Below are 18,252 nucleotides of genomic sequence, written 5' to 3'. Positions count from 1 at the left end.
CCCGCGAAGTTACTCACGGGTCACGCGGTCCGCGATGCGCGGGCGGGCGTTCTCGCGCCCCATGGGGCTCCGGCGAGCGCGGGGCTCCCCGAGGATTGGACGCGGATCACGCCGATCACGCGGATCACGCGGATGGGTCTGATCCGCGCGATCCGCGCGATCCGCGGCCCGAACACGAGGGATCCTTTCCTCCGGGGCGTTGGGCGCTGGCGCAGCCGACTCGCTTGACACCCGCCGGGCCCTGGCGCACGATGCCCCCGTTCGTCCCAACCGCGCCTTCATCGAGATCCGCCATGCGTGCTCTCCGCGTCACCCTCTCCGCGCTGATCGTGCTGGGCGCGGCCACCGCCGCCGCCCAACGCCCCGAGGACACCGAGCAGTGGACGCCGGTGCCGCGCGTCGTGACGCCGAGCAAGGGGAGTCCCACGCCGGCCGCGCCGCCGTCGGACGCGATCGTGCTGTTCGACGGCCGCAACCTCGACGAGTGGGCGTCGATGGACGGCGGGCCCGCGCAGTGGACCGTGGCGAACGGCGCGCTCACCGTGAACAAGAAGGCGGGCAACATCCAGACGAAGCGCAGCTTCGGGAGCTACCAGCTGCACCTCGAGTGGCGCATCCCGCCGGAGATCACCGGCAGCGGCCAGGCGCGCGGCAACAGCGGCCTGTTCCTCGCCTCCATCGGCGCGGGCGACGCGGGGTACGAGCTCCAGATCCTGGACTCGTACAACAACACCACGTACGTGAACGGCCAGGCGGGCTCGATCTACAAGCAGTTCCCGCCGCTCGTCAACGCGATGCGGCCGCCCGGCGAGTGGCAGACGTACGACGTGGTGTGGACGATGCCGACGTTCGGTGGCGACGGCTCGGTGGCGACGCCGGCGTACGTCACGGCGTTCCACAACGGGATCCTCATCCAGGACCACGTCGCGCTGAAGGGGCCCACGCTCTACATCGGTCCGCCGAAGTACACGCCGCACGGCCCGTCGCCGATCAAGCTCCAGGCCCACGGCGATCCGAGCCCGCCGATCTCGTTCCGCAACATCTGGATCCGGCCGCTCGACGTGCAGATGGAGGTCAAGAAGTAGCTGCGTGGCTGCGTGGCTGCGTGGCTGCGTGGCTGCGTGGCTGCGTGGCTGCGTGGCTGCGTGGCTGCGTGACCGTTAGGCCGGTACGCAGCCACGCAGCCACGCAGCCACGTACCGATCACTTCTTCACGAACTGCGTGAGCGCGATCCGATACTCCTTCGCGTCCGCGTCGTACGTCACGCGGTAGGCGCCCGGCGTCAGGCCGGCGGTGGTGCGGGTGGGCGTCTGGAGCAGCACCAGGCTGTCGCGCTGCGCGGCGGTCGTGGCGGACTTGCGGCCCAGGATGAACGCGCGCGTGACCATCGGCTCGTCGAAGATGAACTTGCCGTCCCACGCGCCGTGGATGAACGTCGTGGTGAACGGCTTGAACGCTTCGGGGTGGCCTAACGCGCCCTGGAGCTCCGGCGCGCTCAGGTCGGACCAGTGCACGCCCATGTGCGGCACGGCCACCGGCGCGGTCCCCGGCGCGGCGAGCGGCACGTAGCCCGGCGCGCGCTGCTCGGCCGGCGGCATGGCCACGGACTTCGCGACGTACTGCGCCTCGCCGAGCGCCGCCGGGTCGATCGCGTCGCGCTCGGCCTTCGTGATCGTGTAGAAGTGGAAGTCGAAGTGCGGGATGTCGTAGATCCCCGGCGGCTCGTGCCCGCCCGGATTCCAGTCGAGCTCCACGAGCTTGTACGGCGTCGGGTTCTGCGCCGGCATCGCGAGGTCGTACGGGTGCGTGTCGACGTGCGCGTGCGGGTCGGTGCTGGCGGGCATCTGCATCGGCGCCTGCAGCCCCTCGAGCGCCTTCTCGTCGAGCACGACCCCGACCTCGAGCGGCGTCGCGTCGCCGTCGGTGAGGACGTACGTGCGCGCCGTGCCGTTGCCGACGGCCTGCGCGGCGCCGTAGACGCGGTGCTGGCCGTCGGCCGGGGAGGTGCTCTCGTCGTTGCACGCGGCGGCCACGGCGCCGAGCGCGCCGAGCGCGAGCGCGGCGTGGATCCAGGGGCGGGGGCGGAAGTTAGGCATCGGTCATGTCCTCGAGTCGCGGTCGGTGATGCGCGCGGCTGCTTCGTCGCTCGGCGCGCGCACATGGTCGCCAACTGCGATTCCGAACACATGAGTCGATCGAACCGGGTCATCCGACCTAACGGCTGATGACGCGGCGCTGGTGGGGCGGCGCTGAACCATCGACGCTGAAACGGCGGCTCTGATAACGCGTGGTATCAGAGCCGCCGTATCAGAGCCGCCTCACCAGCGCCGATCCATCAGCGCCGGATCAAGGCCTCACTCCCGGAGGGCCGCCGACGGATCCAGCCGCGTCGCGCGCCGCGCCGGCACGTAGCTCGCCACGAGCACCACGAGGCCCAGCGCGACCGGCACGAGCACGAACGTCGCCGGGTCGTTCGGCGAGATCCCATAGAGCACCCCGCGCAGCACCCGCGCGACCCCCGCCGCGCCGACCAGTCCGACCGCGAGGCCTAACGCGCCGAGCCGCGCCGCGGAGCGGACCACGAGGGCGCGCACGCGGGCCGGCGTCGCGCCTAACGCGATGCGCACGCCGAGCTCGCGCGTGCGCTCGGCCACGGCGTACGCGACGAGCGCGTACAGGCCGACGGCGGCGATGAGCAGCGCGGCGAGCCCGAACACGGCGCCGAGGCTCGCCGCCGACTGGCCGGGATTCAGCGCGTTGTCGATCCCCTGCATCATCGTCCCGCCGCCGAACGTCGGCAGCGCGGGGTCGACGGCCGCGAGGACGCCACGGATCTGGCGGAGCGCCGCTGCGGCGGGTTGGCGGGTGTGGACGACGAGCGTCTCCTGGTCGCGGAAGTGCTGGTCGAGCGGCACGTACGCGTACGTCCGCGGCGCCTCGCTCACCGACAGGTACTTCGCGTCCGCGGCGACGCCGACGACGGTGATCTCCGGGCCGTCGGCGCCGGAGACGCGGGCGCGCTGCCCGATCGGATCGCGTCCCGGCCAGAGGCGCGCCGCCGCGGCGCGGCTCACGACCATGCGCAGCGGTGCGCCGCTGCTGTCGTCGGCGGACAGGTCGCGCCCGGCGACGAGCGGGATCCCCATCGCGGCGAGGAACCCCGGTGCGACCGCGCTGCTCGCCAGCACGATCGTCTGGTCCTCCGGCGAGCGAGCGATCCCGTCCACGTAGAGACGCAGCCCGCGGCCGTAGGTGTCGAACGGCACCGGGAACCCCCAGCTCGCATCGACGACGCCCGGGAGCGCGGTGACGCGCGCCAGCACGTCCCGGTAGAACGCGCGGGCGCGCGCCTCGTCGTAGCGCTGGAGCCCCAGGTTCACCGACACCACCACGCGGTCGCGCGCGTCGAAGCCGAGGTCGATCTCGCGCGCGGCGCGCAGGCTGCGCACGAACAGCGTGCCGCCGACGAGCAGCACGACGGAGAGCGCGAGCTGAACGACGACGAGGGGCGCGCGCATGCCGAGGCGTCCGCGCGCGTGCGACCGGGGCGCGGTACCGCGCGCCGCCTTGAGCGCCGGCACGAGCGACGGACGCGACGCGCGCAGCGCCGGCGCGAGACCGAACAACAGCACGGCCATCACGGAGATCGCGGCCGTGTAGAGCAGCACGCGATGGTCCACCGCCGCGCCGATGCCGACGCGGAACTGGAGGTGCGGCACCATGCGGCGCTCCAGCGCCGGACCGGCGAGCAGCGCGGTCATGCCTAACGCCGCGCCGGGAGCGGCGAGCAACGCGGCCTCGGCCAGGAGCTGCCGCACGAGCCGGCCGCGCGAGCAGCCCAACGACAGGCGGACGGCCAGCTCGCGCTGCCGCGCGGCGGCGCGGGCGAGCATCAGGTTCGCGAGGTTCGCGCACACCACGAGCAGCACGCACGACACCGCGAAGACGGCGAGCGACGACGCCAGCGTCAGGATGCGCGGCGGCGCGAACGTCGGGTTGTCGAACGACGTGCGCGCGGGCACGAGGAGCGCGCCCATGTCGCGGTTCGTCTCGGGGTACGTCTGCGCGAGTCGACGGGCGAAGAGGCGCGCCGCCTCCGCGGTGCGCGCGGCGCTCCACCCATCGCGCATCCGGCCGAACGTCGTCGCCCAGCCACCGTTGCGACCGTGCGTCACGCGCTCCTTCCCCGGCCACAGCACGTCGTGCATCGCGGCCGGCGTCCAGAGCTCCGGCCAGAACGAGAACGTGCGCATCCCGCGGAAGCCCGGCGGCGCGACGCCGACGATCGTGAACCGACTGCCGTTGACGCGCACCGTGCGGCCGACGACCGTGGGATCGCCGGCGAACCGCCGCTGCCAGCTCTCGTGACTCAGCACCGCCAGTGCGCTCGCGCCGGGAACCGAGTCGCCGGCGGTGAAGAACCGGCCGAGCGTGGGGCGCATGCCGAGCACGGCGAAGTAGTTCGGCGTGACCATCTCGCCCCACACCATGTCCGCCGCCGCGGCTCCGGCCTCGAGGTTGAGCGGCACGCCGACGAACGCGGCGAGGTCGGCGAAGATCCCGCTGCGGTCGCGAAAGTCGCGGTAGTCGTCGAAGCCGAGCGTGTTCGGTGCGCCGCGGTCGGTGGTGAAGAGCCCGACGAGCCGCTCGGGGTGCACGGTCGGCACCGGGCGGAAGAGCATCCCGTCGACGAACCCGAACACGATCCCGTTCAGACCGATGCCGACACCGAGGGTGAGCGTGGCGGCGATCGCGAGGCCGGGGGCCCGGCGGAGGGCGCGGGCCGCGTAGCGAAGGTCGGCGAACAGGTCGTGATACCACCGGCCTAACGGCACGCCCATCGCCGCGCGGTGGCGCTCCATGTTGCCGAACAGGGCGCGTGCTCGACGCCGCGCCTCGGCCGGTCGCATGCCCTGCGCGACGAGCTTCTCGGTCTCCATGTCGACGTGGAAGTGGAACTCCTCGTCGGCGCGGCGCCGGGCGCCGCGGAGGCCCAGCGCGTCGGCGACGCGCGCCGCGAGCCCCCGGAGTCGGTCGACCATGTGGACCTCCGCGTCGAGTGTCAGGTCGCGCTTAGCACGAGCTCGATCGCCGCGGCGAAGCGGCGCCAGCTCTCCACCTCGTCGTCGAGGGCGCGGCGACCCGCGGCGGTGAGCCGGTAGTAGCGCGCGCGGCGGCCGTTCTCGGTCACGTCCCACGCGCTCGCGATGAGGCCGCGGTACTCGAGGCGCTGGAGCGCGGGGTAGAGCGACCCCTGGTTCACGTCGAGGAGGCCGGTCGACATCTCGCCGATGCGCTGCCCGACGCCCCATCCGTGCATCGGGCCGCGGACGAGCGCCTTCAGCGCGAGGAGGTCGACGGTGCCGCGGAGGGCGTCGGACTGGGCGGAGCCGGGCGGCGGGACCACTGGCGCTCTCCTGTAGAAATCGAGAGCCAACATGCGGGCCGCTCCTCTAGAAAGCAAGAGCACGTGGTGCGCCTCCTGGACTCGACGTACGTGTGCTCGTAGGACTGAAGAAGGACTGAAGGAGGACTGAAGGGGGACCAAACACAAAACGTGTCGTTGGTCCTTCTTCAGTCGCTCTTCAGTCCCTCTTCAGTCCTTCAGAAACACGTACGTGGAGCCCTGAAAGGGCGCGCCTAACGCCCGACTGTCTGCTCGAGGAACGCGACCGAGAGCGCCCACGACTGCGCCGCCGCGGCCGGGTCGTGGCGCCCTGGGATCTGCTCGTTGAAGAAGCCGTGGTTCACGCCCGAGAACTCGACGTCGACGAACGCCTTCCCCGCCGCGCGCACCGCGTCCGTCACCGCGCGGTGCTGCTCCGGCGGGATCCCCTGATCGTTGCCCGCCCAGAAGAACAGCTGCGCGCCGTGCAGCCGCGCCGCGCGGTCGAGCAGCGCCGGCGCGATCGAGCCGCCGTAGTACGAGATCGACGCGGCCAGCGGGAGCTCCGCGTTCGCCAGGTACGCCGCGCGACCGCCCATGCAGAAGCCTGCAGCCGCGACGCGCGACGCGTCGACGTCGGAGCGCGCGACGAGCCACGTGTGCGCGGCGCGCGCGTCGGCCACCATGCCGTCCGGCGTGAGCGCCTTCAGCAGCGGCATCAGCACCGTCATGTCGAGCACGTCCGCCTCGAACCCCGGCGCGGTGCGATGGAACATCTCCGGCGCGATCGTCACGAAGCCCTGCCGCGCCCACCGCTCCGCCACGCCGCGGATCTGCGAGTTCACGCCGAGTGCCTCCTGGAACAGGAGCAGGCCGGGATGCGGTCCCGCGCCGTCGGGGTGCACGACGAACGCGCGCATCTCGGTGCCGTCGTCGACCTTCAGATCCACGTACTCGCTGCGCGTCATCCTCGGCTCCGGGCTCGGGACGTCGGCGCGGCGGCGGGTGCCGCGCGCGGGACCGACGGCCGAACGCTCGCGCCGTCCACACGGCCGCCGCAAGTCACCGCCGGGAGTTAGGCTTCGGGAGCCGCCTCCAACGCCGAGATCCGTGTCATGCCCTTCCGCCGCCTCGTCGCCGTCGTCCTGCTGTGTCTCGCCGCGCCGCGCGCCGCCGCGGCCCGCGTCGTCCGCGTCGTCGTCGACCGTCGCGAGCCCGTGGCCGACGGCGCCGCGTTCGGTAGCGCGGGCGCGTACGAGCGGCTCGTGGGCCGCGTGTTCTTCGCGTTCGACCCGAACAACCCGCACGACCGGCAGATCGTCGACCTCGCGCTCGCGCCGCGCAACGCCGCCGGCGAGGTGGAGGCGTGGGCCGAGTTCACGATGCTGCGTCCGGCGGATCCATCGCGCGGGAGCGGCGTCACGCTGCTCGACGTCGTGAACCGCGGCAACATGACCGTCGGCGTGTTCCATCTCGATTCGCAGCGCGGCGCCTCGCCGACGTCCGCCGGCTACTTCGGCGACGCGCTGCTGCTGCGCCGCGGCCTCACCGTCGTCACGTTGGGCTGGCAGTGGGACATCCTGCCGGGCGACGGGCCGATGCACTTCCACCCGCCGGTCGCCGGCGACCCCGCGCACCCGATCACGGGGCTCGTGCGGAGCGACATCACGGTCGACACTCCGACGGACACCATTCCGTTAGGCCACCGGGTCGGCGCGTCGCAGGCGCTCGGCTACGCCGCCTCCGACCCCGACGACGCGTCGAACGTGCTCACCGTGCGCGACGGACCGACGGCGCCGCGCACCGTCGTGCCGCGCGCGCGCTGGCACTTCACCGCCGACCGCACGGCCGTGACGCTCGACGGCGGGTTCACGCCCGGGAAGATCTACGAGGTCGTCTACCGCGCAGCGAACCCGGTCGTCGTCGGCACCGGCCTCGCCGCGGTCCGCGACATGATCTCGTGGCTGAAGCACGACCCGGCGAGCCTCGCGCCGACGCGGTGGGGGATCGCGTACGGCGTGTCGCAGACCGGGCGCTTCCTGCGCCACTTCCTGTACCAGGGCTTCGACGTCGACGAGCAGGGGCGGCTCGCGTTCGACGGCATCTTCGCGCACACGGCGGGCGCCGGACGCGGGAGCTTCAACCACCGCTTCGCGCAGCCGTCGCGCGACGCGCAGCCGTACTCCACGTTCTTCTATCCGACCGACGTCTTCCCGTTCACGAGCCTGCCCGAGACGGATCCGGTGACGGGCGCCCGCGGCGCGCTTCGCTCGGCCGCCGTGACGAAGGACGCGGCCCCGGCGCCGAAGGTGTTCTACGTCGACGGCGGCTACGAGTACTGGGGACGCGCGGCCTCGCTCGCGCACACGACGCCCGACGGCGCGCGGGACGTCGGCTTCCTGCCGAGCGAGCGGCGCTACGTCATCAACTCGGCACAGCATTCGAGCCCGGGGCCGTTCCCGCCTAACGCGCGCCTCGACTCCGGCCCGGCCTGGAAGGGCTCCCCGCTCGACCAGCGGCTCGCGCTGCGCGCCCTGCTCGTCGCGCTCGTCGAATGGGTGAAGGATGGACGCGAGCCGCCGCCGTCGATGTATCCGACGCTCGCCGCGAGGGCGCTCATGCCCGTCGACTCGCTGCGCCGTCCCGCGATCCCCGGCGTGGCCCTCGCGCGCGTCCCGTACCAGCCGTACCGGCTCGACCTCGCGAAGGAGCCGCCGACGGTCGGGACGCCGTACACCGTGCTCGTGCCGCGCGTCGATTCGCTGGGCAACGACCTCGGTGGGATACGCTCCGTGGAGCTGCGCGCCGCGCTGGCGACGTACTTCCCGTGGCAGCTCCGACTCGGCATGCCCGCCGGCGCCGACCGGCTCGTGAGCTTCCAGGGGACGGTCGTTCCGCTGCCGCGCACCGAGGCCGAGCGCGCGCAACGCGGCGACCCGCGGCCGAGCATCGAGCGGCTGTACGGGTCGCGCGACGCGTACCTCGCGCGCGTCGACGCGGCGGCGCGGGCCCTCGTGGCCGAGCGGTTCATGCTGCCCGAGGACGCGGCGGCGGCGCATGCGCGCTTGGCGGCGACGTGGGATTGGATCATGCGGTGAACTGCTCCGTCCGAACAGACATGCGACGCGTCGCCCTTGCCCTGATGATGTCCGTCGCGTCGGTCGCCGGCGCGCAGCCTAACGAGGCCGCCGTGGACTCGATCATGTCCGCGTACGCCCGGCCCGGCATGCCCGGCGCCGCGGTGCTCGTCGTGCACGACGGCCGCGTCGTGCTCGAGAAGGGCTACGGCCTCGCCGACGTCGAGGCGAACACGCCCGTCACCCGCGAGACCGACTTCCGGCTCGCGTCGCTGACGAAGCAGTTCACGGCGACGGCGATCATGCTGCTCGCCGCCGACGGACGCGTGCGCTACGACGACCCGGTGACGAAGTGGGTGCCGAACCTTCCCGCGTACGCGCGCGGCGTCACGCTGCGCCACCTGCTGCACCACACCGGCGGCCTGCCCGACTACGAGGACTTCGTGCCGGACAGCCAGACGCGCCAGGTGCTCGACGCCGAGATCCCGGCGCTCGTCGCGCACTCGGACACGGCGTACTTCGCGCCCGGCACGCGCTTCCGGTACAGCAACACCGGCTACGTGCTGCTCGCGCTCGTCGTCGAGCGGGCGAGCGGGACGCGCTTCGCCGATTTCCTGCGCGACCGCGTGTTCGCGACGTTAGGCATGTCGGGCAGCCTGGCGCGCGAGGACCGCGGGCCGCCGGTGCCGCGCCGCGCGTACGGATACACGGTGCGCACGTCCGGCGTGCGTCGCACCGACCAGAGCAACACGAGCGCGACGCTCGGCGACGGCGGCGTGTACACGTCGGTGCGCGACCTCGCGAAGTGGGACGCGGCGCTCGATCGCCACCAGCTCGTCTCGGCCGACGCGCAACGGCTCGCGTGGACGCCGCCGGCGCGGCTCCCGACGGGCGATACGGCGCCGTTCGCGGGCGCCGGGTACGGCTTCGGGTGGTTCGTCGACCACGAGAGCGGCGAGCTCCGTGTGCGCCACCACGGCGAGAGCCGCGGCTTCACGAACGCCGTCGTGCGCTACCCGGATCGCCGGCTCGCGGTGTGGATCCTCACCAACCGCACCGGCGGCGCGCCATGGGATCTCGCGCAGCGCATCGCGGAGCTGTACCGGTAGTCGCGCCTCGAGAACTTCGGCCGTGTATGTGAACCGCAGAGGGCCGCAGAGAACGGCAACTATTTTCTTAACCACAGAGGACACAGAGGACACGGAGGAAACCAATAAGAAGTGGTTCTCCTCTGTGACCTCCGTGTCCTCTGTGGTTCAAAAGGAAGGGGCAGTCCTCTGCGGCCCTCTGCGGCCCTCTGCGGTTCGATTCAGACAGCTCGGAGACGCGGGAACTCGCGAACGATGGACCCCCCAAGATACCACCGCCCGCGAGCCCCGGCCCCCATCTATCACTTCACGCTGATCTGCTTGAACATCCCGTGCTTGACGTGCTCCTGCCCGTCCTTCGCATCGGGGTAGAAGCAGAGCAGCGCATACTCTCCGGCCGTCACGTCGACGACGATGTCGTTGCTGCCGTTCTGCGGGATCCCGGTCGTGCCGCCCATCGGCGTCCCCGGCGGCGGGCCGTCCTGCGTCGCGATCCACGCCATCACGTCCTTCACGGTCTTGCCCGGCGCGAGCCGCATGACGAACAGCTCGTGCGCCTGCGTCGCGACGTTGCGCACGCGGATCGTGCGGTGTCCCGCGGCGAGCGGCTTGTCGAACGTGAACGAGTAGTCGTCGAGCGTGATCGTCGCGTCGGGCGCGTTCAGCTCGGCGAACGCGGCGCGCGACGCGCTGGCCCGGCTCGTCGCGACGACGGTGATCTCCTTCGCCATCCCCTTCATCACGTGCGGCGTGCCGTCCTTCGACGGGATGAAGCAGACCATCGCGTACGTCCCCGGCTCGAGCGTCACCGCGCCCTGGCTCACCGCGCCCGGCGCCGGCGCATTCGGGCCGCCGACGTCGTGCACCCAGGCGGGCGGCTTCGCGTTCGGCGCCTTCACGGCCTCGAACAGGTCGCCGAGGTGGCGGCCGCCGTCGATGCGCAGGAGGATGACGTGGTGCAGCTCCGGGCCGGCGTTGTGCAGGCGCACGAGCGTGCGCCCCGCGGGCACGGTGTCGGCCACGTCGAACGCGTAGTCGCGCGCCGTCACGTCGAGCACGCGCGCGGGAACGGCGGCGGCGGCGTTCGCCTCGTAGCGCGCGGCGAGGACGGCGGTGGCGGCCACTCCGAGCACGAGCGCGGCACCCGCGGCGGCGGGCACGAAGCGAGCGGCGCGCCGCGGCGGCACCGGACGGAGATTCGGACGATATACGGTCGGCTGCATAGGGCGTGACGCTCCAAGCGGTCGGTGGTTCGTGCGGCGAAGTGCCCACAAGAAGCACTTCCTCGCTCCACCGCGCCTGGGTCGTTCGACCCACCGATGACCGGCCGACGCCGCGTGGTGACGACCCGCGGCGAGCCGGGCCCGACGCGATCAGCGCGTGCCGAGCACCGGCAGCAGCGTCGCGCGCCAGAGCGCGTAGCCGGCGGAGTTCATGTGCAGCCCGTCGCCGCCGAACAGCTCCGGCCGGGGCTTGCCGTCGGCGCGCAGCATCGGCGCGAACAGGTCGACGTAGACGATGCGCCCGTCGCGCCGCGCGTCGTCGCGCAGCATCGCGTTCGCCGCGCGGATCTGCGGCAGCAGCTTCTCGCGCGCGAGGCTCGGCTTGATCGACACGTAGACGAGCCGCGTGTCGGGGAGCCGCTCGCGCACGAGCGCCGTGAAGCGGCGGAACGCGTCGCGCACGTCCGCCGGCGTCTTCCCCGCCGCGAGGTCGTTGTCCCCCTCGTACAGCACGATCGTGCGCGGCCGGTACGGGAGCACGACGCGCGGCGCGTAGAACAGCAGGTCGCTCATCTCGGATCCGCCGAAGCCGCGATTGACCACGCGCAGCGCGGGGAAGTCGCGGTCGAGCGTGCACCACATGCGGATCGTCGAGCTGCCGACGAACAGCACCGCGTTCTGCGGCGGCGGTGTCTCGCGGTCGTGCGCCTCGAACGCCCGGATCTCGCTCTCGAAGCGGCCCGTGTCCGCGCGCGCGGGTTGCGCGGGCAGATGCCTAACGACTGCGGCGAGCACCAGAGCGGTGGCGAGGCGGAGCGAGCGGCGGCGCATGAGCGTGTCCGTGCTGGAGGGATGCGGGAATGTATGCGCCGGGTGGACGCCGCGTGCGCGGCGCGGCGCCCCTGGCGATGCGCTCGCCGCGCGCGGAGATTCGCCCGGTCACCCCCACCAGCCCTCCCATGCGCGCACCGCTTCTCGTCCTCGCCACCGGCATGCTCGCCACCGCGCGTGTCGCCGACCCGGCACCGATCCGCGGCTTCACCGCCGAGTCGAGCCGCGCCGAGCGCGCGTGGGAGACGAAGCTGCAGGCGATCCCCGATCCCGCGCGCATGCGCGAGCACATGCGCCTCCTCGCCGCGCGTCCGCACCACGTCGGCACCGCCGCCGGCCGCGCGAACGCCGAGTGGATCCGCGACCAGTTCCGCGCGTACGGCTGGCAGGCGGAGATCGAGACGTTCGACGTGCTCTTCCCCACGCCGGTCGAGCGCGTCGTGGAGCTCGTCGCACCGAGCCGCTTCCGCGCGCGGCTGCAGGAGCCGACGGTCGCCGGCGATCCGACGACGGCGCAGCACGACGAGCAGCTGCCGACGTACAACGCCTACTCCGCCGACGGCGACGTCACCGCGCCGCTCGTCTACGTGAACTACGGCATCCCCGCCGACTACGAGGAGCTCGCGCACCACGGCGTGTCGGTGAAGGGCGCGATCGTCATCGCGCGCTACGGTGCGTCGTGGCGCGGCATCAAGCCGAAGGTCGCCGCCGAGCACGGGGCCGTGGGGTGCCTCATCTACTCCGACCCGCGCGACGACGGCTGGTCGGGCGGCGCGGTGTTCCCCGCGGGTCCCATGCGTCCCGCCGACGGCGTGCAGCGCGGCTCGGTGATGGACATGCCGACGCACCCCGGCGACCCGCTCACCCCGGGCATCGGCGCGACGAAGGACGCGAAGCGCCTCACGAAGGAGGAGTCGGGCGTCCTCACGACGATCCCCGTGCTCCCCATCTCGTACGCCGACGCCGCGCCGCTGCTCGCCGCGTTAGGCGGCCAGGTGGTCCCCGGGCCATGGCGCGGCGGGCTGCCACAGACCTACCGCTTCGGTCCCGGCCCCGCCCGCGTGCACCTCGTCGTGAAGTCGGAGTGGGGCCTGAAGCCGCTGCACGACGTCATCGCGCGCCTGCCGGGGACCACCGAGGCCGACCAGTGGGTGATCCGCGGCAACCACCACGACGCGTGGGTGAACGGCGCCGAGGATCCGATCTCGGGCCTCGTCCCCGAGCTGGAGGAGGCGCGCGCGCTCGGTGCGCTGTACGCGCAGGGATGGCGGCCGAAGCGGACGATCGTCTACGCGGCCTGGGACGGTGAGGAGCCGGGGCTGTTGGGCAGCACCGAGTGGGCCGAGGCGCACGCCGACGAGCTGCGGCAGCGTGCCGTCGCGTACCTCAACACCGACACGAACGGCCGCGGCGTCCTCGGCGTCGAGGGGTCGCACACGCTCGAGAAGTTCGTGAACGAGGTCGCGCGCGACGTCGAGGATCCCGAGGCACACGTGAGCGTGTGGAAGCGCCAGCAGGCGGCGGCGCTCCAGGGCGGCACGCCCGAGGCGCGGCGCGAGGCGCGCGAGCGCGGCGACCTGCGCATCGGCGCGTTGGGCAGCGGGTCCGACTACACGGCGTTCCTCGACCACCTCGGCGTGGCGTCGATGAACCTCGGGTTCGGCGGCGAGGACGACGGCGGCATCTACCACTCCATCTACGACGACTTCTACTGGTACACGCACTTCAGCGACACGTCGTTCGTCTACGGCCGCGCGCTCGCGCAGACGATGGGCACCGCGGTGATGCGCCTCGGGAGCGCCGACCTGCTGCCGTTCGCGTTCACGAACCTGGCCGAGACCGCGCAGCGCTACACGCGCGAGCTGCAGACGCTGCGCGACCGCCGCGCGGAGCAGCTCGCCGACCGCCGGCGCGACGTCGAGGACGGCGTGTACGCGGCGTCGAGCGATCCGCGCGCGCCGACGGTCGCGCCGCCGGTGCTCGCGGCGCCGCCGCGGCTCGAGTTCGCGGCGCTCGACAACGCGCTCGACTCGCTGTCGCACGCCGCGGCGCGCTACGAGCGCGCGTACTCGCGTTTCGCGGAGCGCGGCGCCTCGGCCACCGACGGCGGCTCGGCGCCTAACGGGCTCGCGGCGATCAACGCGCGCCTCGTGCAGGCCGAGCGCGCGCTCACGGCGCCCGAGGGGCTCGCGCGGCGGCCGTGGTTCACGCACCTGCTGTACGCGCCGGGCTGGTACACCGGCTACGGCGTGAAGACGATGCCGGGCCCGCGCGAGGCGATCGAGGAGGACCGGTGGGCGGACGCCGACGCCGAGCTCGCGCGCGTCGCGGCGGCGCTCACGCGCGAGGCCACGCTCGTCGCCGAGCTGGCGAATGCGTTAGGCGGGGGGCGGTGAGGCGCGCCACGCCTCGGCGCGCCGGGCGCGACTCCTCCTCCGACAGGGCCGCCGTGTTCTTCGACGCGGATTTCGCGGACACATCCTCACTGACTCCTATCCGGATGTGTCCGCGAAATCCGCGTCCAAGTACTCAGGGAGCACCGCGCGTCGAGGAGCCGTGAGCCGGCGCGCCCCACGGTTCGCATCCGCCTGATCGCGGGTCCGCCCAGCGACGGCGACGGCCGGCGGCCGAGCCGCCATCGTCGCCGCATGCGACCTCACCTCCTCATCCTGGCCGCGAGCCTTCTCCCGCTCGCGCCTCTCTCCGCGCAGTCCCGCGGCTACATCGCGCGACTCGGTGTCGACACGGTCGCCGTCGAGTGGATCGCGCGCCACGGCAACGTCGTCGAGGGACGCGTAGTGCGACACACGCCGGCGACGAGCGTGCTCCGCTACACGCTCGCGCTGAACCCGGACGGCACCGTCGCGAGCTACGACGAGGGCGTGTACCGCGCCGACGGCTCGCCGCTGCCCGATGCGCCCGACGGCACCGCCCAGACCGGCCTGTCGATGCGCTTCGTCGGCGACAGCGTGATTCGCCGCGTGACGCGCGGCGGCGCGGTCGTGGAGCGACGGGGCTTCGCGCCGCGCGGCACCCTTCCCGCCGTCGGCGGCACGTCACCGTACTGGCAGGAGCTCGCGATCGCCGAGTCGCGCCGCGCGGGCACGCCGTATTTCCGCTTCATCGGGTTCGCCGCCGGCCAGGACACGGCGAGCGTGATCCCGGTGAGACGGATCGGCGCCGACTCGGTGGAGATCGTCGCCGGCGGCTTCCCGCGCGCGTACCGCGTCGCGCGCGACGGCCGCATCGTGCGCGGCGACGGCGCGCGCACGACGGTGAAGCTCGTCATCGAGCCGCTGGAGCGCGCGGACCTCGCGGCGATCGCGACGGCATGGGCGGCGATGGACGCGCGCGGCCAGGGGATGGGCGTGCCCTCGACGCGCGACACGGTGACGGCGACGGTCGGCGGCGCGCAGCTCTGGCTCGACTACGGCCGCCCGGCGAAGCGCGGGCGCGCCATCTGGGGCGCGCTCGTGCCGCTCGACACCGTCTGGCGCTTCGGCGCGAACGCCGCCGCGCAGTTCCGCACCGACGCCGCGCTCGACATCGGCGGCACGACCGTTCCCGCGGGCACCTACTCGCTGTGGCTCCTGCCGAGCGCCGCGCAATCGTATCTCATCGTGAACCGGCAGACCGGCCAGTGGGGCACGATGTACGACGCGTCGCAGGACCTCGTGCGCATCCCCGTCGCGCGCGTGACGAACGTCGCGCCGCGCGAGGAGCGCTTCCGCGTGCTCGTCGACGGCGGGCGGCTCCGCATGCTGTGGGACGACGGCGGCTACGAGGTGCCGATCGCGCCGGCGGGGCGTTAGGCGCAACGGGCACGGCGACGACACTTGGACCGCAGAGGGCCGCAGAGGACTGGCCTCTTGAATTGAACCACAGAGGACACGGAGGACACGGAGGAGAGCCACTTCTTGTTTGGTTTCCTCCGTGTCCTCCGTGTCCTCTGTGGTGAAAAAGCAGTTGAAGCAGTTGCCGTTCTCTGCGGCCCTCTGCGGCCCTCTGCGGTTCAAATGCACAGCCACTTCAGTCCTCCGCGCCGCCGCGTGCCACGCACGTCATCGCGCCCGCGTCACGACCTCCGCGATCGCGCGCACGACCAGCCCGGGGTCCTCGACGTGGATGTTGTGCCCCGCGTTCGGCGCCACGACGAGCCGGCCGCGCCGCGACAGCGCGGCGAGGTCGCGCTGCAGCGCGAGGCGCTCGCGTTCCAGGCTGTCGGCGGAGATGGCCATGCCGCTCTCGTAGCCGCCGTGCGTGCGCGCGAGCACGACGAGGGGCACGCCGCCGAGCGTCGCGCGATCCGTTAGGCGCTCGGCGTGGAACCGCGCGAGCTCCTCGGGCGACCAGTCGGTCTCCGCGGCCCACGTCGCCTGCAGCGCCGGCCGAGCGAGCGCCCACCGCAGCACGCGCTGCGCCGATGCCGGCAGGCGGTCGAGCGGCGGCTCGAGCGGCACGTCGGCAGGAATGGTCGCCGCCGGCTTCGCGTGCAGCGTCGCGGTGTCGAGCGCGATGCGCGGCGGGGGCGCGACGCGGCCGCGCGCGCCGTCGCGGATGCGGTGCGGCGCGCCGCCGTAGACGATGTGCTCGTCCTCGTGCACCGCGTCGACGAGCACCATGCCGGCGACCTCGCGGCGGTAGCGCGCCGCGAACCCGCGCACCACGAGCCCGCCGTAGCTCTGCCCCACGAGCACGAACGGACCCCGCTCGCCCGAGCGCACGAGCGCGGTGTGCAGCTCCAGCGCGAGCTGCGCGAACGACCGCGGACGCGCGCCCGGATCGCTCCACGCGTAGCCGCCGCGATCGTAGCTGCACACGCGCGTCGTCGCCGCGACGGACGGCTGCACGAGCGACCAGATCGGCGACGCGTCGCCGAGCCCCGACTCGAGGATCACCGTCGGCGCGCCGCGGCCGGTGCAGTACAGGTGGATGCGCTGGCCGCCGATGTCGACGAGGCGTCCCGGCGGCGTCGGGTCGCCGTTAGGCGGGAGGAGCAGCGCGGCGGCGAGAACGAACGGGAGTGAACGCATGCGCCACGATGCGCGACGGCGCGGCGGAGCGCATCCCGCGCGGTGCGCGTCGCGCCACGGCGGGACGAGTCGTGTCCGCGGGGCGCGTCACCGATCCGCCGCGATCTCCTCCATCGTGCGTCCCGTCGCGACCGACGTCATGTGCTCCGCCACCACGTCGACGTCCGGCGTCGCGTGCTCGTCGGCGCGCTTCATGAGCAGCCACTGCGGCTTTCCGGGTCGGCGCATGCGCACGAGCGTCCACTCGCCGCGCAGCCGCGTGCCGTCGAGCACGAAGTCCACGCGCCCCTCGGCGTGAGCGTGCAGCAGCGCACGCTCGTCCGCGCCGTTCGCGCCCGTGTAGGTGCCGAGGTCCCACAGCATCACCGTGCCGCCGCCGTACTGGCGCGCCGGGATCGTCCCCTCGAACGCGTTCCAGCTCATGGGATGATCCTCGACCTCCATCGCGAGCCGCTTCACCGACGGATCGAGGCTCGGTCCCTTCGGCACCGCCCAGCTCTTCATCACGCCGCCCATCTCGAGGCGGAAGTCGAAGTGGAGGGAGCTGGCGTCGTGCTTCTGGACGACGAAGACGAGGGGCATCCGTGTCACCTGTCGAGGAGAGAGCGTTACCGCCCGACGACCGTGCGCATGACGTCGAGGAACGATCGCACCGTGGGCGGCATGTCGCCGCGGCGCCACGCGGCCACGAGTCGGAACGGGATGTCGACGCCGCGCAGCGGCCGGAACGCGACGCCGGCGCGCGGCATCCGCTCGGCGGTGCTCGGCACGAACGTCACGCCGAGGCCCGCGCTCACGAGCGCGACGAGCGCGTCGAGCTGCCGCGCCTCCTGGGCGACGCGCGGCGTGAACCCCGCCGCGACGCACGCCGCCACGGCGGCGTCGCGCAGCCGGCTCGGCGTGCGCGCCGACACGAGCACCCACGGCTCGTCGGCGAGGTCCACGAGGTCGATCGCGTCGCGCGCGGCGAGCGGGTGGGCGGCGGGGAGCGCGAGCACGATGCGCTCCTCCGTCATCGGCTCGGTCGCGAGCTCGCGCACCGGCGGCGGCGGCGGTCCCACGCCGACGTCGAGGTCGCCCGCGCGCAGCCCCACGATCTGCTGCGCCGGCAGCCGCTCGAGCATCGTCAGCTTCACCGCCGGGTGCGCCTCGCGGTACGCGCCGAGCACCGCAGGCAGCAATCCCCAGAGCGCGGAGTCCACGTAGCCGATGCGGAGCCGCCCGGCCTCGCCGACCGCCGCGCGCCGGGCCACCTCGGCCGCCGCGGCGGCGTGCGCCAGCGTGCGCCGCGCCTCGGGGAGGAAGAGCCGCCCCGGCTCGGTGAGCGCCACGCGCCGCCGCGTGCGGGCGAGCAGCGTGACGCCGAGCTCGGCCTCGAGCTGCTTGATCTGCTGGCTCAGCGCCGGCTGGGCGACCCGGAGCCGCTGCGCCGCGCGCCCGAAGTGCAGCTCCTCGGCGACGGCCACGAAGTAGCGGAGGTGGCGGAGCTCCATCCTTGGCGATGCGTTCGAGCCGGCAGAGGACTGCCTGTTTGGATCGAACCACAGAGGACACGGAGGACAAGAGGACACCAACTTCTTGAAAGGGTTCTCCTCTGCGTCCTCTGTGTCCTC

General features: G+C 73.0%; 14 protein-coding genes. 5 read left to right on the top strand and 9 right to left on the bottom strand.

Features of this window, described 5'->3' with window-relative positions:
• Positions 1-293 precede the first annotated feature (293 nt).
• Positions 294-1,085 carry a 3-keto-disaccharide hydrolase gene (locus tag J421_RS23950; protein ID WP_025413649.1) on the top strand — a complete coding sequence of 264 codons (792 nt, stop codon included), beginning with the start codon at positions 294-296 and terminating at the stop codon, positions 1,083-1,085.
• A 118-nt stretch (positions 1,086-1,203) separates the two neighbouring features.
• Here the strand turns inward: J421_RS23950 and J421_RS23945 are convergent, their stop codons facing one another.
• From J421_RS23945 to J421_RS23930, 4 genes are all read right to left on the bottom strand, one after another.
• Positions 1,204-2,097, bottom strand: a complete 894-nt coding sequence (locus J421_RS23945) for a DUF5602 domain-containing protein (protein ID WP_025413648.1) — start codon at positions 2,095-2,097, stop codon at positions 1,204-1,206.
• Positions 2,098-2,355: 258 nt separating this feature from the next.
• Positions 2,356-5,043: an ABC transporter permease gene (locus J421_RS23940; protein ID WP_025413647.1), complete on the bottom strand. Its 2,688-nt coding sequence runs from the start codon at positions 5,041-5,043 to the stop codon at positions 2,356-2,358.
• Between the two features lie 20 nt (positions 5,044-5,063).
• The gene (locus tag J421_RS23935; RefSeq protein ID WP_104023228.1) at positions 5,064-5,441 is read right to left on the bottom strand and encodes a PadR family transcriptional regulator; all 378 of its coding nucleotides are present in this window, start codon (positions 5,439-5,441) and stop codon (positions 5,064-5,066) included.
• Positions 5,442-5,641: 200 nt separating this feature from the next.
• Positions 5,642-6,355 (bottom strand): dienelactone hydrolase family protein, encoded by a 714-nt coding sequence (locus J421_RS23930; RefSeq protein ID WP_025413645.1) that lies wholly within the window; start codon positions 6,353-6,355, stop codon positions 5,642-5,644.
• Between the two features lie 147 nt (positions 6,356-6,502).
• Between J421_RS23930 and J421_RS23925 the strand changes: the two genes are divergently transcribed.
• Together J421_RS23925 and J421_RS23920 are read left to right on the top strand one after the other, a co-directional pair.
• Complete coding sequence (locus J421_RS23925; RefSeq protein ID WP_025413644.1) at positions 6,503-8,485, top strand: alpha/beta hydrolase domain-containing protein; 1,983 nt, start codon at positions 6,503-6,505, stop codon at positions 8,483-8,485.
• A gap of 44 nt (positions 8,486-8,529) precedes the next feature.
• Positions 8,530-9,573, top strand: a complete 1,044-nt coding sequence (locus J421_RS23920; protein ID WP_236646356.1) for a serine hydrolase domain-containing protein — start codon at positions 8,530-8,532, stop codon at positions 9,571-9,573.
• Between the two features lie 281 nt (positions 9,574-9,854).
• On the opposite strand, the gene J421_RS23915 is transcribed toward J421_RS23920, so the two are convergent.
• Entirely contained in the window at positions 9,855-10,739 is an 885-nt protein-coding gene (locus tag J421_RS23915; protein ID WP_025413642.1) for a hypothetical protein, read from the bottom strand.
• Between the two features lie 186 nt (positions 10,740-10,925).
• Complete coding sequence (locus tag J421_RS23910) at positions 10,926-11,606, bottom strand: SGNH/GDSL hydrolase family protein (protein ID WP_025413641.1); 681 nt, start codon at positions 11,604-11,606, stop codon at positions 10,926-10,928.
• A 128-nt stretch (positions 11,607-11,734) separates the two neighbouring features.
• On the opposite strand from J421_RS23910, the gene J421_RS23905 reads away from it, so the two are divergent.
• Positions 11,735-14,002 carry a transferrin receptor-like dimerization domain-containing protein gene (locus J421_RS23905; protein WP_025413640.1) on the top strand — a complete coding sequence of 756 codons (2,268 nt, stop codon included), beginning with the start codon at positions 11,735-11,737 and terminating at the stop codon, positions 14,000-14,002.
• 252 nt (positions 14,003-14,254) lie between these two features.
• Positions 14,255-15,418, top strand: coding sequence for a DUF2911 domain-containing protein (locus J421_RS23900; RefSeq protein WP_025413639.1), 1,164 nt, complete (start codon positions 14,255-14,257; stop codon positions 15,416-15,418).
• 249 nt (positions 15,419-15,667) lie between these two features.
• Here the strand turns inward: J421_RS23900 and J421_RS23895 are convergent, their stop codons facing one another.
• The 3 genes from J421_RS23895 to J421_RS23885 form a co-directional block, all read right to left on the bottom strand.
• The gene (locus J421_RS23895) at positions 15,668-16,639 is read right to left on the bottom strand and encodes an alpha/beta fold hydrolase (protein WP_104023227.1); all 972 of its coding nucleotides are present in this window, start codon (positions 16,637-16,639) and stop codon (positions 15,668-15,670) included.
• Positions 16,640-16,726: 87 nt separating this feature from the next.
• Positions 16,727-17,221 (bottom strand): DNA polymerase ligase N-terminal domain-containing protein, encoded by a 495-nt coding sequence (locus tag J421_RS23890; RefSeq protein ID WP_025413638.1) that lies wholly within the window; start codon positions 17,219-17,221, stop codon positions 16,727-16,729.
• 26 nt (positions 17,222-17,247) lie between these two features.
• A complete protein-coding gene (locus J421_RS23885) occupies positions 17,248-18,132 on the bottom strand; it encodes a LysR substrate-binding domain-containing protein (protein WP_025413637.1) in 885 nt (294 codons plus the stop codon).
• Positions 18,133-18,252: the final 120 nt, after the last annotated feature.

The organism is Gemmatirosa kalamazoonensis (genome assembly GCF_000522985.1).
GTDB classification, from domain to species: domain Bacteria; phylum Gemmatimonadota; class Gemmatimonadetes; order Gemmatimonadales; family Gemmatimonadaceae; genus Gemmatirosa; species Gemmatirosa kalamazoonensis.
This window is presented reverse-complemented; position numbering and strand designations above follow the sequence as displayed.

Excerpts from the sequence above, each read along its gene's own strand:
- J421_RS23900 (WP_025413639.1), top strand. The coding sequence starts at position 14,255 with ATGCGACCTCACCTCCTCATCCTGGCCGCGAGCCTTCTCCCGCTCGCG.
- J421_RS23950 (WP_025413649.1), top strand. The coding sequence starts at position 294 with ATGCGTGCTCTCCGCGTCACCCTCTCCGCGCTGATCGTGCTGGGCGCG.
- J421_RS23895 (WP_104023227.1), bottom strand. The coding sequence starts at position 16,639 with ATGCGTTCACTCCCGTTCGTTCTCGCCGCCGCGCTGCTCCTCCCGCCT.
- J421_RS23940 (WP_025413647.1), bottom strand. The coding sequence starts at position 5,043 with ATGGTCGACCGACTCCGGGGGCTCGCGGCGCGCGTCGCCGACGCGCTG.
- J421_RS23920 (WP_236646356.1), top strand. The coding sequence starts at position 8,530 with ATGATGTCCGTCGCGTCGGTCGCCGGCGCGCAGCCTAACGAGGCCGCC.
- J421_RS23930 (WP_025413645.1), bottom strand. The coding sequence starts at position 6,355 with ATGACGCGCAGCGAGTACGTGGATCTGAAGGTCGACGACGGCACCGAG.
- J421_RS23885 (WP_025413637.1), bottom strand. The coding sequence starts at position 18,132 with ATGGAGCTCCGCCACCTCCGCTACTTCGTGGCCGTCGCCGAGGAGCTG.
- J421_RS23910 (WP_025413641.1), bottom strand. The coding sequence starts at position 11,606 with ATGCGCCGCCGCTCGCTCCGCCTCGCCACCGCTCTGGTGCTCGCCGCA.
- J421_RS23945 (WP_025413648.1), bottom strand. The coding sequence starts at position 2,097 with ATGCCTAACTTCCGCCCCCGCCCCTGGATCCACGCCGCGCTCGCGCTC.
- J421_RS23935 (WP_104023228.1), bottom strand. The coding sequence starts at position 5,441 with ATGTTGGCTCTCGATTTCTACAGGAGAGCGCCAGTGGTCCCGCCGCCC.
- J421_RS23925 (WP_025413644.1), top strand. The coding sequence starts at position 6,503 with ATGCCCTTCCGCCGCCTCGTCGCCGTCGTCCTGCTGTGTCTCGCCGCG.
- J421_RS23890 (WP_025413638.1), bottom strand. The coding sequence starts at position 17,221 with ATGCCCCTCGTCTTCGTCGTCCAGAAGCACGACGCCAGCTCCCTCCAC.
- J421_RS23905 (WP_025413640.1), top strand. The coding sequence starts at position 11,735 with ATGCGCGCACCGCTTCTCGTCCTCGCCACCGGCATGCTCGCCACCGCG.